General features: G+C 63.8%; 10 protein-coding genes and 1 pseudogene. 5 read left to right on the top strand and 6 right to left on the bottom strand.

The window, feature by feature from the left end:
- Positions 1–90 precede the first annotated feature (90 nt).
- Positions 91–1,317 carry an ABC transporter substrate-binding protein gene (locus E2I15_RS32800; RefSeq protein ID WP_137482881.1) on the top strand — a complete coding sequence of 409 codons (1,227 nt, stop codon included), beginning with the start codon at positions 91–93 and terminating at the stop codon, positions 1,315–1,317.
- A 270-nt stretch (positions 1,318–1,587) separates the two neighbouring features.
- Here E2I15_RS32800 and E2I15_RS32795 read toward each other — a convergent pair whose 3' ends face one another.
- Entirely contained in the window at positions 1,588–2,013 is a 426-nt protein-coding gene (locus tag E2I15_RS32795; RefSeq protein WP_137482882.1) for a DUF1330 domain-containing protein, read from the bottom strand.
- A gap of 248 nt (positions 2,014–2,261) precedes the next feature.
- Here E2I15_RS32795 and E2I15_RS32790 point away from each other — a divergent pair, with 248 nt between their 5' ends.
- Positions 2,262–4,517 carry a transglycosylase domain-containing protein gene (locus E2I15_RS32790; protein WP_137482883.1) on the top strand — a complete coding sequence of 752 codons (2,256 nt, stop codon included), beginning with the start codon at positions 2,262–2,264 and terminating at the stop codon, positions 4,515–4,517.
- 164 nt (positions 4,518–4,681) lie between these two features.
- On the opposite strand, the gene E2I15_RS32785 is transcribed toward E2I15_RS32790, so the two are convergent.
- From E2I15_RS32785 to E2I15_RS32770, 4 genes are all read right to left on the bottom strand, one after another.
- Positions 4,682–5,521: a M48 family metallopeptidase gene (locus E2I15_RS32785; protein WP_137482884.1), complete on the bottom strand. Its 840-nt coding sequence runs from the start codon at positions 5,519–5,521 to the stop codon at positions 4,682–4,684.
- 198 nt (positions 5,522–5,719) lie between these two features.
- A complete protein-coding gene (locus E2I15_RS32780) occupies positions 5,720–7,048 on the bottom strand; it encodes a polyhydroxyalkanoate depolymerase (protein ID WP_137482885.1) in 1,329 nt (442 codons plus the stop codon).
- Between the two features lie 127 nt (positions 7,049–7,175).
- Positions 7,176–8,000: an ABC transporter permease gene (locus E2I15_RS32775; protein WP_137482886.1), complete on the bottom strand. Its 825-nt coding sequence runs from the start codon at positions 7,998–8,000 to the stop codon at positions 7,176–7,178.
- A complete protein-coding gene (locus tag E2I15_RS32770) occupies positions 7,997–8,803 on the bottom strand; it encodes an ABC transporter ATP-binding protein (RefSeq protein ID WP_137482887.1) in 807 nt (268 codons plus the stop codon). Before E2I15_RS32770 ends, E2I15_RS32775 begins: the two co-directional genes overlap by 4 nt.
- Positions 8,804–8,944: 141 nt before the next feature.
- Here E2I15_RS32770 and E2I15_RS32765 point away from each other — a divergent pair, with 141 nt between their 5' ends.
- Positions 8,945–10,264 carry an ActS/PrrB/RegB family redox-sensitive histidine kinase gene (locus E2I15_RS32765; RefSeq protein ID WP_137482888.1) on the top strand — a complete coding sequence of 440 codons (1,320 nt, stop codon included), beginning with the start codon at positions 8,945–8,947 and terminating at the stop codon, positions 10,262–10,264.
- A gap of 151 nt (positions 10,265–10,415) precedes the next feature.
- Complete coding sequence (locus E2I15_RS32760) at positions 10,416–10,970, top strand: ActR/PrrA/RegA family redox response regulator transcription factor (protein WP_016845514.1); 555 nt, start codon at positions 10,416–10,418, stop codon at positions 10,968–10,970.
- A 222-nt stretch (positions 10,971–11,192) separates the two neighbouring features.
- Here the strand turns inward: E2I15_RS32760 and E2I15_RS32755 are convergent, their stop codons facing one another.
- Complete coding sequence (locus tag E2I15_RS32755; protein ID WP_137482889.1) at positions 11,193–11,675, bottom strand: MmcB family DNA repair protein; 483 nt, start codon at positions 11,673–11,675, stop codon at positions 11,193–11,195.
- A gap of 226 nt (positions 11,676–11,901) precedes the next feature.
- Here E2I15_RS32755 and E2I15_RS39740 point away from each other — a divergent pair.
- A pseudogene (locus E2I15_RS39740) lies at positions 11,902–13,474 on the top strand (alpha-amylase family protein); the annotation flags it as partial.

The raw sequence follows: 13,474 nt of genomic DNA, 5'->3' as shown, positions 1-13,474 counted from the left end.
GTATCCCGGCCCAGCGATGGCGACCGCGGGACCTTGAACCCGCGGACAAGATCATCGGCCAACCATCAGTCACGTGAGGGAAACAGCATCATGAGGAACGGGATTTTCCACCTGGTCACGGGAACGGCGCTCGCGATCGCGCTGTCAGCAAGTTCGGCCTTTGCGCAGAAGAAGTACGATCCCGGCGCGAGCGACACCGAGATCAAGATCGGCCAAACCGTCCCATTCTCCGGACCGGCCTCCGCCTATGCCTCGATCGGCAAGACCCAGGCGGCCTATTTCAAGATGATCAACGATCAGGGCGGCATCAACGGCCGCAAGATCAACCTGATCCAGTATGACGACGCCTATTCGCCGCCCAAGGCCGTCGAGCAGGTGCGCAAGCTCGTCGAGAGCGACGAGGTGCTCTTGACCTTCCAGATCGTCGGCACACCGTCGAACGCCGCCGTGCAGAAATATCTCAACGCCAAGAAGGTGCCGCAGCTGTTTGCCGCCACCGGCGCCTCGAAGTTCACCGACCCGAAGAACTTCCCCTGGACGCTCGGCTTCAACCCGAACTACTTCGTCGAAGGCCGCATCTACGGCCAGTACATCCTGAAGGAGCATCCCAACGCGAAGATCGGCGTGCTCTATCAGAACGACGACCTCGGCAAGGATTATCTGAACGGCATCAAGGCCGGCCTCGGCGACAAGGCCGCCAAGATGATCGTGGCCGAAGCCTCCTATGAGGTCTCCGACCCGACCATCGATTCCCAGGTGATCAAGATCAAGGATGCCGGCGCCGACCTGTTCTTCTCGGCCTCGACGCCGAAACAGGCGGCGCAGGCGATCAAGAAGATCGCCGAGCTCGGCTGGCACCCGATCCACATCGTCGACATCAACGCGACTTCGGTCGGCGCCGTGCTGCAGCCGGCGGGCCTGGAAGCCTCCAAGGGCCTGATCAGCACCAATTACGGCAAGGATCCGGCCGATCCGCAGTGGAAGGACGATCCGGGCATGAAGCGCTATTTCGACTTCATGGCCAAGTACTATCCCGACGGCGACAAGAACTCGAACTTCAACACCTATGGCTACTCGACCGCCCAGCTGATGGTGCATGTGCTGAAGCAGTGCGGCGACGACCTGACCCGCGACAACGTGCTGAAGCAGGCGACCAACCTGAAGAATGTCGAGCTCGACATGGCGCTGCCCGGCATCAAGGGCAACACCGCGCCGAACGACTATCGCGTCAACAAGCAGCTGCAGATGATGCGCTTCAACGGCGAGCGCTGGGAGCTGTTCGGCCCGATCCTCGAGGACGCCGGCCCGGCCGGCTAGTCGCGCAGGTTCGAATGCGATCGGCGGCCTCCGGGCCGCCGATTTGTTTTTGGGAGTGCGAACATCGATTCCCTCACCGTCACCCCCGCGCAAGGGCTTCGCCTTTGTCGCTGGAGGTGGCCGCGCAGCGGCCGTCTCGAAGGGTCGATGGCCCGACTGTGGCCGTGCACCCTTCGAGACGCGTGGAGCCTGTCATCGGGCCGCGCTTCGCGCGGACCCGTTGGCGCTCCTGAGGATGACGGTCATAGTGAACGCTCGTTGCTTGGATGCCTACTCCGGTATCTCGCCGAAATTCTTGCCGACCGGCAGCACGGCATGGCGGATCAGGCGCGAATCATCCACCGCGGCCTGGCGGTGTTTCACCGCCTCGCGATAGACGGGATCGCGGATCATCTCGACGAAGGCGGCGACATCAGGATATTCCGCGATGAAGCAGTGATCCCAGCGCTCTTCTTGCGGGCCGATCAGCATCAGCTCGAAGCGGCCTTGCCAGACGATGCGGCCGCCGAGCCGTTCGAACACCGGCCCGCTCTCGCGGCCGTAGGCCGCATAAGCCTCCGCACCGGTCGCCTTGCGGCCGTCGGGATAGGCGGCCCATTCGCGCAAGCGCACCAGGTTGAGCATGTGGATCGGGCCCGGCCGGTTGTTGTCCCGGAATTGCGCGAAAACGTCCTTGGTCGGATCGATATGGCTCATGCGGTGCTCCTTCGCTTTCCTGTTCCCTAGCGCGATCGCTCGATCGCGCTCTTCCATCCTGTTTGAGCATGATCTCCGCGCAAACGCTTCGCGTTTGTCGCGAGGGAAAACCGGTGCCCACTTTTCCTGATCATGCTCCTTATGTAGCACGCGCTGCCTCACCTCCTAATCCCCCGTTAAGCTTTGCGTAACCGCCCCTTAAACCGGGAACGCTAGCGTGCGTCCCTGTCTGGGTGTGAGCGTAGCGGATGGCGTGGGGACGTAAAAAAGGCGGGGCGCGCAAGGAGCCGCTGTTCGGGCTTCCGGCCGCGCTTGCCGACCTCCGGCTGTCGCCCTCCGATCGCGTTCCCGGCGGTGACGACGACAAGCCCGCTAAATCCAAAGCCAAGAGCAGCGACAAGAGCGGCGATTCCGGTAGCGAGAAACCGCGCCCGTCGCGCAGCGGCAGCAAGCGGCGCAGCAAGTCGCGGGGCTTCGGCATCGGCCGGCTGTTCTATTGGACCGCGGTGCTCGGCCTGTGGGCCGGCATCGCCGTGATCGGTGTCGTGGTGTGGGTCGGCGCGCATCTGCCGCCGATCCAGTCGCTGGAGATTCCCAAGCGTCCGCCGACGATCCAGATCGTCGGCATCGACGGCAGCGTGCTGGCGCAGCGCGGCGAAATGGCCGGCGCCAACATCGCGTTGAAGGATCTGCCGCCCTATCTGCCGAAGGCCTTCATCGCCATCGAAGACCGCCGCTTCTATTCGCATTACGGCGTCGACCCGGTCGGCATCCTGCGCGCGGCGGTGACCAACCTCCTGCATCGCGGCGTCTCGCAGGGTGGCTCGACGCTGACCCAGCAGCTCGCCAAGAACCTGTTCCTGACCCAGGAGCGCACCATGCAGCGCAAGCTGCAGGAGGCCGAGCTCGCGCTCTGGCTGGAGCGCAAGCATTCCAAGAACGAGATCCTCGAGCTTTATCTCAACCGGGTTTATTTCGGTTCCGGCGCCTATGGCGTCGAGGCCGCAGCCCAGCGCTATTTCGGCAAGTCGGCGAAGAACGTCACGCTGCCGGAAGCCGCGATGCTGGCTGGCCTCGTCAAATCGCCGTCGCGGCTGGCGCCAAACCGCAACCCGGAAGGCGCGGAGCAGCGCGCGCAGGTCGTGCTCGCGGCGATGGCCGACGCCAAGTTCATCACCGAGGCACAGGCCAAGGCCTCGATCGGCCAGCCCTCGATCGCCGTGAAGCCGGCCGGCGCCGGTACCGTGAACTATGTCGCCGACTGGATCGGCGAGGTGCTCGACGATCTGGTCGGCCAGATCGACCAGGACATCGTGGTGCAGACCACGATCGATCCCAAGCTGCAAAACGTTGCCGAGGCCGCCATCATCGACGAGCTCGCCGCCAAGAGCGTGAAGTTCAATGTCAGCCAGGGCGCGCTGGTGGCGATGACGCCGGACGGTGCGGTGCGCGCCATGGTCGGCGGCCGGAACTACTCGGAGAGCCAGTACAATCGCGCGGTCACCGCGAAGCGGCAGCCAGGCTCGGCGTTCAAGCCGTTCGTCTATCTCACCGCGGTCGAAGCAGGGCTGACGCCGGACACCATCCGCACCGATGCGCCGCTCGACATCAAGGGCTGGAAGCCGGAGAACTACACCCACGAATATTTCGGCTCGGTGACATTGACCCAGGCGCTGGCGATGTCGCTGAACACGGTTGCGGTGCGGCTCGGCGTCGAGGTCGGCGCCAAGAATGTGGTGCGTACCGCGCACCGGCTCGGCATCTCCTCCAAGCTTGAGCCCAACGTCTCGATCGCGCTCGGCACCTCGGAGGTCTCCGTGATCGAACTGGTCGGCGCCTATGCGCCGTTCGCCAATGGCGGCTACGCCATCTCGCCGCATGTGGTGACCAAGATCAAGACCAGCTCGGGCAAGCTGCTCTATGACCGTCCGACCGATCCGCCCAACCAGGTGATCGAGCCGCGCTACGATTCGATGATGAACAGCATGATGCGCGAGACGCTGATCTCCGGCACCGCGCGCAAGGCGGAAATCCCGGGCTGGACCGCCGCCGGCAAGACCGGCACGAGCCAGGATTATCGCGACGCCTGGTTCATCGGCTACACCGCCAAGCTCGTCACCGGCGTCTGGCTCGGCAATGACGACAATTCACCGACCAAGAAGGCGACCGGCGGCGGCTTGCCGGTCGAAGTATGGACCCGCTTCATGAAGGCGGCGCATCAGGGCGTGCCGGTCGCCGCGATCCCGAACTCGCAGGGCAGTTGGGGACCGGCGAACCTGATGCAGATCTCCTCGCAGGTCACCGCGCCGTCAGCGCCGGCGGGACCGATGCAGATTCAGCCGCCGATGCAGGCACCGCAGCCGCCGGTCCCATCCGGTGGCGGCTATTATCGCCCGCCTCCGCCGACGCCGGCGCGCGCCTCGGCGCCGCCGCCCAACCCGAACGCGCGGCCGGAGGCGGCAGCTGGACTGGACGGCTGGCTAGCGGATCGGTTGTTTCGATAGGCGTTAGACCGAAGGTCGCACCGCAATTCCAACCGTCCTCCTCCCCCTCGAATGCGGTGGATCCAGTACGCCGGGGTCCGTCGGTTGAACACGAGCGCCTCTGGAATACTGGATCGCCCGCTTTCGCGGGTGATGACAGCGGAGGTGGAGGAGAGAGGCGCTGCCTACTCCTGAATCCCGTAGCGGTGCAGGTCGTTGCCGTAGGTATCGAGCCAGTTCTTGGCGCGCGTCACCGACGCGCAGACCTTGTCGACCACCCGCCAGAACCGCGCCGAGTGGTTCATCTCGACGAGATGGGCGACCTCATGCGCGGCGAGGTAATCGAGCACGAAGGGCGGCGCCAGGATCAGCCGCCACGAGAACGACAGCGAACCCGCCGAGGTGCACGAGCCCCAGCGGCTGGACTGATCGCGGATCGAAATCCGGCGTACTCGCACGCCGAGTTCCGCGGCGTGAAGCTGTGCCGCCTTCTGCAGGTCCTTGCGCGCCTCGCGCTTGAGGAAGTCGTGCACGCGGCGATCCATGTGCTCGACGCCGCCGGCGACGCAAATGATCTTCTCGCCGCTGTCGCGCGTCTCGGTCCACACCGTGCCGCGCTCGCCCGAGCGGTGCACCAGCCGATGCGGCACACCGCGCAACGGCACCACGGTGCCGGGCTGGAACGGTGCCGCCTTCGGCAGACGGCCGAGACGGGCGGCGATCCAGCCGCCATGGAGATTGGCAAACTCCTTGGCTTCGGGAATCGTCCCCCGCGGCGGCATCGTCAGGATCGCTTCGCGATCGGTCGGATGTATCCTGAGCGTGTAGCGGCGCGCGCGCCTGTGCCGGCGCAACCTGACGGTGAAGAACTGGGAGCCGTGTCTGACCAATACGGTCGCGGGTTCGGCAGGCCGCCGATAGAGGAGCGCGCGAGTAGCCATTTCTGAGAGTCCGGGGAGCAGGAGTTCGCCCGAACTTTGCCATATCCGCCGCCAGGGAAAGCGCTCGGCGCAAAAACAAATCATTTGCCCAATATACAGGGGCTAGCCGTTAATTGACCTCTACCGGCAGGGGCTGGAACCGGAATTTTTCCAATGAATCGGAGTCGCGAACAAGGCTCAAAGGATGAAAACATATTCATCCCTTGAGCTTTGCCCGATTTGAGATTCTTTTAGTTAAATCAGCAGCTTGCGCGACCGCGAAAATCGCGACCGGGGCGACACCTATTCGGCGGCAGCGACCAGGGAAAGCCGCGTATTGGCCGCCGAAACCATGAAATCGGAGATTCGCGGCACGATTTCGGAGCGGAAACGCGAGCCGTTGAACACGCCGTAGTGCCCGACGCCCTTCTGCACGTAATGCACGCGGCGATGGTTCGGAATCGCGGTACAAAGCGCGTGCGTCGCCTCGGTTTGACCGAGGCCGGAGATGTCGTCCTTCTCGCCTTCGACCGTCATCAGTGCGACGCGGCGGATCTTCGACGGATCGACCGGCTTGCCGCGGTGGGTCATCTCGCCCTTCGGCAGCGCGTGTTTGACGAAGACGAGGTCGACGGTCTGCAGGTAATATTCGGCGGTGAGGTCCATCACCGCGAGATATTCGTCATAGAATTCGCGGTGCTTGTCGACGAGATCGCCGTCTCCCTTGACCAGATTGGCGAACAGCGCCTTGTGCGCGTCCATGTGCCGGTCGAGATTCATGCTGATGAAGCCGTTAAGCTGCAGGAAGCCCGGATAGACGTCACGCATCACGCCCGGATGCGGGAACGGCACCTTGGTGATGACATTGTTGCGGAACCAATCGATGCCGCGTTCTGCGGCAAGGTCGTTGACCGCGGTCGGATTGCGCCTGGTGTCGATCGGGCCGCCCATCAGCGTCATCGACAGCGGCACGAACGGATCGTTATTGGCTTCCATCACCGAAACAGCTGCCACGACAGGCACCGAAGGCTGGCACACCGCGACGACATGCATGTTGCCGCCGAGCGCGTGCAGCATCTCGATCACGTAGTCGACATAGTCGTCGAGGTCGAACCGGCCCTCCGCAAGCGGCACCATGCGTGCATCGGCCCAGTCGGTGATGTAAACTTCGTGCGTCGGCAGGAATGCCTCGACCGTGCCGCGCAGCAGCGTCGCATAGTGGCCCGACATCGGCGCCACGATCAGCACGCGCGGCTGCGGCGCGCGCAACGGGCGAGTCAGCTTGCGGTCGAAGTGCAGCAAGCGGCAGAACGGCTTTTCCCAGATTGTGCGAACCTCGACCGCCGTGCGGATGCCGTTGACCTCGGTCGTCGGCAGGTTCCAATCGGGCTTGCCGTAGCGGCGTGTGGTCCGCTCGAACAGCTCACAGCCGGCGGCGATCGACTTGCCGAACTCGGTGTGGGTCCACGGATTGAGCGGGTTCTGAAACAGGATCTTGGTGGCGTCGGTCACCGCACGTGCCGGGTTGAGCGACGCATGCGCCATCTCGTACATCCAGTACAACGGCGTCGTGAGTGCCGGGCTGCCTTCCGCCGCTAGTGGCGGTGCACCGCCAAATTCACCGATGGGCATAGTATTCTCAGACCCCTGTTTGCGCCGCAGCATACTGACCAATGCGCAACAATGCGTCAATGCGCCGCGAGCCGAATGTTGGGGCGTTATCGGGCTAAAACACCGGAAATCCACGAGAAAGTGACATTTATTCACCGCTGCTGAGCAATGACCCGTTGCGTTTGGCGCTCTGCAAAAGGGCAAGGAAGACCGCAAAAGAGGCAGCGAACAGGATGGCGTTGATGGCCAGCGCCCACGCCATCAGGTCGGCGCGGAACACGTGATCGATCAACAGCGAGCGCATGCCTTCGAACACGTAAGTCGGCGGCAGCGTCCAGGCGACAGCTTGCAGCCAGCCCGGCAGCACCTCGACCGGATAGTAGATGCAGGCGAGCGGCATCACCGCGAACATCAGCGTCCAGACGATGCTTTCCGCCCCTAACCCGTTGCGCAGGACGAGGCCCGAGGCGAACACGCCGACCGACCAGCTCGTGAAGATCAGATTGCAGAAGAACGCGATCAGCGGCAGCCCGATGGCGTAGAAGTTGAAGCCGAAAAAGAACAGCGCCAGCAGCGTCATCGGGATCACGCCGATGGCGAGCCGGATCAGGCTCATGATCATCAGCGAGAGCAGGAATTCGATCGGCTTCAGCGGGCTCATCATCAGGTTGCCGAGATTGCGCGCCCACATCTCCTCCAGGAACGAGATCGAGAAGCCGAGCTGCCCCCGGAACAGGATGTCCCACAGGATCACGGCGCCGATCAGCGTCCCGCCCGCCTTGGCGAAGAAACCGGATGCCTGCGAGATGTAATTCTGCAGGAAGCCCCAGGTGATGATCTGCAAGGCCGGCCAGTAGACCAGCTCCAAAAGCCGCGGCCATGACGACATCAGCAGATACCAATAGCGCAGCACCATCGCGTTGATGCGTTGCAGTGAAATGGCGTGCCGGTGCTGGCTGACGAGTTCACTCATGGTGTGCCCTCTGGCGCGCCCTCCCGCACCCGACCGCGCGCCACGTCGAGAAACACCTCCTCGAGCGTGTCGCGGTTGTAGCGCGCCATGATCCGTTCGGGGCTGTCGTCGTCCTCGATCTTGCCGCGCTTCATGATGATGACGCGGTCGCAGAGGCGCTCGACCTCCAGCATGTTGTGTGACGCCAGCAGGATGGTCGCGCTATGGGTCTTGCGGTAGGTCTCGAGATGCTGCCGCACCCAGTCGGCGGTATCCGGGTCGAGCGAAGCGGTCGGCTCGTCGAGCAGCAAGAGATCGGGCTCGTTGATCAGCGCCTTCGCCAGCGCGACGCGGGTCTTCTGCCCGGCGGAGAGCTTGCCGTTGGAGCGGTCGAGGAATTCCTTGAGATCGAGATCGTCGGCGAGCTGGTCGATCCGCTCGCACAAATGCTGCACGGCATAGAGGCGGCCGAAAATGGTCAGATTCTGCCGCACCGTGAGCCGCATCGGCATGTCGACATAAGGGCTTTCGAAATTCATCCGGCCGAGCACGTCGTAGCGCTGCTCGGGGATTCGTGCACCGAGCACCTCGACGCTGCCCGAGGTGGGCAGCACCAGGCCCATGATCATCGCGATCGTCGTGGTCTTGCCGGCGCCGTTGCCGCCGAGCAGGCCGGTGATGCTGCCGCGCGCGATGCGGAACGAGATATCGTCGACCGCGCGGGTGGTCTTGTAGACCTTGACCAGATGCGCGACGTCGATCGCGGCCGATCCGCCCTGATCGACCGCCGGCGTTTGCGCCTGACCTGTCCCGACCTGTTGCATGTGGCCGTCATTGAGCCATTGCGACAATAAGCGCAAGGCTTCGCGGTAATTCAAGGCTTGGCGGTAATTAAAGGCTTGCCCTGCATCGTTGCGCTAGGTCGCGAATTTGTGCGCCGCCCACTGCACAGCTAAGGTCCAGGAATGACCGACGTCGCTTCCGATTTCCGCCAACCCCGCCGCTACGTCCGCCTGGATACGATCCTGCGGTTGCGCTGGCTCGCCGCGCTCGGCCAGCTCGTCGCCATCTTCATCGTGGCGCAGGGACTGGAATTCGACGTACCGATCGTCCCCTGCGTCACCATCGTGACGTTCTCGGCGCTGCTCAATCTGGCGCTGCAGATCGCCTTCAACCCGATGCAGCGGCTGGAGCCGGCCTATGCCGCCGCGCTGCTCGCCTTCAACATCGTCGAGCTCGGCGGGCTCTTGTACTTCACCGGCGGGCTGCAGAACCCGTTCTCGTTCCTGTTCCTGGCGCCGGTCCTGATCTCGGCCACCGTGCTGCCGATCCGGTTGACGATCGCGCTCGGCTGCCTTGCGGTCGCCTGTGCCTCGGCACTGTTCTTCTACCATCTGCCGCTGCCTTGGGACGCCGACGATCCCTTGGTGCTGCCGCCGATCTATCTGATCGGCGTCTGGCTTTCGATCCTGCTCGCGATTGGTGTCACCAGCCTTTACGCATTCCAGGTGACCGAGGAAGCACGCCAGCTCTCCGATGCGCTCGCCGCCACCGAGCTGGTGCTGACGCGCGAACAGCACCTGACCCAGCTCGACGGCCTCGCCGCCGCCGCCGCGCATGAGCTCGGCACGCCGCTGTCGACGATCTTCCTGATCTCGCGCGAGCTCGAGAAGACGGTGCATGACCCGGCGATCGCCGGCGACCTCAAGACCCTGCGCGAGCAGGCGCAGCGCTGCCGCGACATCCTGAGCAAGATCGCGCAATTGTCGTCGAGCGGTGCGCCGTTCGACACCATGAAGCTGTCGACCTTGATCGAGGAGGCGGTGGCGCCGCATCGCGATTTCGGCATCAACATCAAGGTGCGGCTTGCTGTCGCAGCAACGCCTGAACCGGTCGCCGCGCGCAATCCGGCGATCCTCTATGGCGTCGGAAACATTCTCGAAAATGCGGTCGATTTCGCGCATCAGACCGTCGAGGTGAACGCGTGGTGGAACGCCGAGACCGTTGAGGTCGTCGTCTCCGACGACGGTCCGGGCATCGCGCCCGACATGCTGAAGCGGATCGGCGAGCCGTATCTGTCACGCCGCCGCGGTGCGGATGAGGCCCAAAACCCACGTGGGGGCCTCGGCCTGGGCGTTTTCATCGCAAGGACGCTGCTGGAACGCACCGGCGCCAAGGTGTCGTTTACCAATCGCACCTTCCCCGATCACGGCGCCGTCGTGCAGATCGTCTGGCAGCGCGAGCGCTTCGAGGAAGCCGCGCCGGGCGACGAAACCGAATCCTAAGAACGATTCTTAATCGCACCTCTGGCATTACGGATGCATTGCTCTTTCCAGACGAGCACGCGTTCCAGACGAGCACGCGACTTTCGGCTGCCTTGGCAGCGCCACGGTAGGACCCCATATAATAGGGGTCTGCCACAGGGAAAAATGGATCGTGAACGCCATCACTGAACTGAATGACCATGCCGACCGCTCGCTCCTCATCGTCGAGGACGACAAGCCGTTCCTGGAACGCCTGTCGCGCGCGATGGAGACGCGGGGTTTCGCGGTGAAGTCATGCGACACGGTATCTGATGGTCTCGCCGAGATCGGCCGCGCCGCGCCCGCTTTCGCGGTCGTCGACCTCCGCCTCGGCGACGGCAACGGCCTCGACGTCGTTTCGGCGTTGAAGCGCAAGCGCCCGGAGGCGCGCGCGATCGTGCTGACCGGCTACGGCAACATCGCCACCGCCGTCACCGCGGTGAAGATGGGCGCCGTCGATTATCTCTCGAAGCCCGCCGACGCCGATGACGTCGTCGCCGCGCTGCTCGCGACCGGCACCGAGAAGTCCGAGCTGCCGGCCAATCCGATGTCGGCGGACCGCGTGCGCTGGGAGCACATCCAGCGCATCTACGAGATGTGCAACCGCAACGTCTCGGAGACCGCGCGCCGTCTCAACATGCACCGCCGCACCCTGCAGCGCATCCTCGCCAAGCGCGCACCGCGTTAAGCAGGATTCATTTTGGTTTGCGATGGCCGGGTTATTGCCCGGCCATTTCCGTTCGATCTCCCGTGGGATGGAGCGCAAGCGAAATCCGGGGCAGCGCAGTCCGCGGCAAGACTCACCCGGATTACGCTGCGCTCCATCCGGGCTACTTGATTTCACACCGTCATCCCCGCGCGCAAAGGCTTCGCCTTTGCGCGGGGATGACGGAGCACTACCGCACCTGTCCTAAAACTCATGCCCCTGCGGATCGACCAGGCGGTTGATCCGCTGCGCCGCGGCCATGGCAAAACGCACCGTCATCGCCTTGCGGGTTGCCGCCGGCAGCCGATGCTCCGGCGCCTCGCAGTGCAGATGCGCGCCATAGGCGTCGGCGATGATCAGGCCGGCGTCGACCGGGAAGATCTCGCACGGCAGATCCTGCGTGAAGGCGAAGAACAGCCGGTCGCAATGCATCCGGTAGTGCTGCCATTTCTGGTCGGCGCGCAGATCCTCGACCGATGATTTGATCTCGACGATCCAGATCTCGCCGCGCTCGTTCAGCGCGACCAGATCGGCTCTTCGGCCGGACGGCAGCGGTAGTTCGCTGATGCAGGAAAATCCTAGCGATCTCAGAAGCCTCGCCGTGCCGCGCGCGATCGCAAGCGCGGTCTCCGACTGGCGTCGGTCGGGCGCGGGCACAAGCGCGATCTGGCGGGCGGGCGAGTCCATCCAGGGAAGACTAGCCGATTCCGTGGCCCGACGGCAGCACCGGATTCGGCCGCAAATTCCCGAGGGAGCCGCCTTGATACGCTGAAGGCGCAGATCAAGCAGCAACCTGTCGGCGCGAAACGTGTGTCCCGCAACAGACGGGACAGCGCTCGGAGCAGGAACCCGTCGCCGCCTCACCGCTTATCCTCTCGGCCGCCGCCACGGGTGGACCGGAGAGGATTGCCTGGTGATCGACGACCTCTGGTACAAGAATGGCGTGATCTACTGCCTCTCCGTCGGCACCTACATGGATGCCAATGGCGACGGCGTCGGCGATTTCAGCGGCTTGCTGCGGCGACTGGACTATCTGCACGGGCTCGGCATCACCGCGATCTGGCTGATGCCGTTTCAGCCTTCGCCCAACAGGGACGACGCTACGACATCTCGAACTATTACGGCGTCGATCCGCGCTACGGCACGCTGGGCGATTTCGTTGAATTTACCCATGGCTGCCAGCAGCGCGGCATCCGCGTCATCATCGATCTCGTCGTCAATCACACCTCCGATCAGCACGACTGGTTTCGATCAGCGCGCAGCTCGAAGGACTCGCCGTACCGCGACTGGTACGTCTGGTCGGACAAGAAGCCCGCCAATGCCAACACCGGCATGGTATTTCCCGGCGTCCAGAAATCGACCTGGACGCGCGACAAGCAAGCCGGTGCCTGGTACTTTCACCGCTTCTACGATTTCCAGCCGGACCTCAACACGTCGAACCCGCATGTGCAGGCCGAGACCTCAAGATCATGGGGTTCTGGATTCAGCTCGGCGTCTCGGGCTTCCGCATGGACGCCGTGCCGTTCGTGATCGCGACCAAGGGCGCCTCCAGTCGCAAGCCGGTCGAGCAGTACGACATGCTGCGATCGTTTCGGGAATTCCTGCAATGGCGCCAGGGCAACGCGATCATTCTCGCCGAAGCCAACGTATTACCCGAGACGGACATGGAATATTTCGGGCGTGACGGCGACCGCATGCACATGATGTTCAACTTCCACGTCAATCAGCATCTGTTCTACGCGCTGGCGTCCGCCGACACGAAGCCGCTAGCGAAGGCCCTGACGGCAACCAAGCCACGGCCCGCGACCGCACAATGGGGCTTGTTCCTGCGCAACCATGATGAACTCGACCTCGGCCGCCTCTCCAAGCCGCAGCGCGAGACGGTGTTCAAGGCATTCGGTGCCGACAAGAGCATGCAGCTCTACGACCGGGGCATCCGGCGACGGCTTGCGCCCATGCTAGGCGGCGACCGCCGGCGCATCGAGCTCGCCTACAGCGTGATGTGCACGCTTCCCGGCACGCCCGTGATCCGCTACGGCGATGAGCTCGGCATGGGCGACAATCTCGACCTGCCCGAACGCGGTTGCGCGCGCACGCCGATGCAATGGTCCACTGAGCCCCACGCCGGCTTCACCGAGAGCGACTGCCCATGTGTGCCCATCATCGACAATGGACCGTATGGCTACGAGCACGTCAACGCGGCCAAGCAACGGCGCGACCCCAATTCGATGCTGAACTGGACCGAGCGCATCGTCCGGATGCGCAAGGAAGTCCCCGAGGTCGGCTGGGGAGATTTCAAGGTTATCGCAACCCGAAATCGCGCCATCCTGATCGTCCGGTACGACTGGCGTAACAACTCTGTGCTGTTCGTGCACAATTTCGCGGAAAAGCCGCTCGAGATATCTTTCAACGTCGGGCTGCCCGACGACGCCGGCAATCTCCTCGTCAATCTCCTGACCGAGGACCACAGCCGCGCCGACGATGCC

Origin of the sequence: Bradyrhizobium sp. BR2003 (assembly GCF_009720285.1) — a bacterium.
GTDB classification, from domain to species: domain Bacteria; phylum Pseudomonadota; class Alphaproteobacteria; order Rhizobiales; family Xanthobacteraceae; genus Bradyrhizobium; species Bradyrhizobium elkanii.
Note: the sequence above shows the minus strand (reverse complement) of the source record. Positions and strands in the feature narration are given on the sequence as shown.

Coding starts and splice junctions, on each gene's coding strand:
- E2I15_RS32755 (WP_137482889.1), bottom strand. CDS start 11,675: ATGGACTCGCCCGCCCGCCAGATCGCGCTTGTGCCCGCGCCCGACCGA.
- E2I15_RS32785 (WP_137482884.1), bottom strand. CDS start 5,521: ATGATTTGTTTTTGCGCCGAGCGCTTTCCCTGGCGGCGGATATGGCAA.
- E2I15_RS32765 (WP_137482888.1), top strand. CDS start 8,945: ATGACCGACGTCGCTTCCGATTTCCGCCAACCCCGCCGCTACGTCCGC.
- E2I15_RS32800 (WP_137482881.1), top strand. CDS start 91: ATGAGGAACGGGATTTTCCACCTGGTCACGGGAACGGCGCTCGCGATC.
- E2I15_RS32795 (WP_137482882.1), bottom strand. CDS start 2,013: ATGAGCCATATCGATCCGACCAAGGACGTTTTCGCGCAATTCCGGGAC.
- E2I15_RS32780 (WP_137482885.1), bottom strand. CDS start 7,048: ATGCCCATCGGTGAATTTGGCGGTGCACCGCCACTAGCGGCGGAAGGC.
- E2I15_RS32775 (WP_137482886.1), bottom strand. CDS start 8,000: ATGAGTGAACTCGTCAGCCAGCACCGGCACGCCATTTCACTGCAACGC.
- E2I15_RS32770 (WP_137482887.1), bottom strand. CDS start 8,803: ATGCAACAGGTCGGGACAGGTCAGGCGCAAACGCCGGCGGTCGATCAG.
- E2I15_RS32790 (WP_137482883.1), top strand. CDS start 2,262: ATGGCGTGGGGACGTAAAAAAGGCGGGGCGCGCAAGGAGCCGCTGTTC.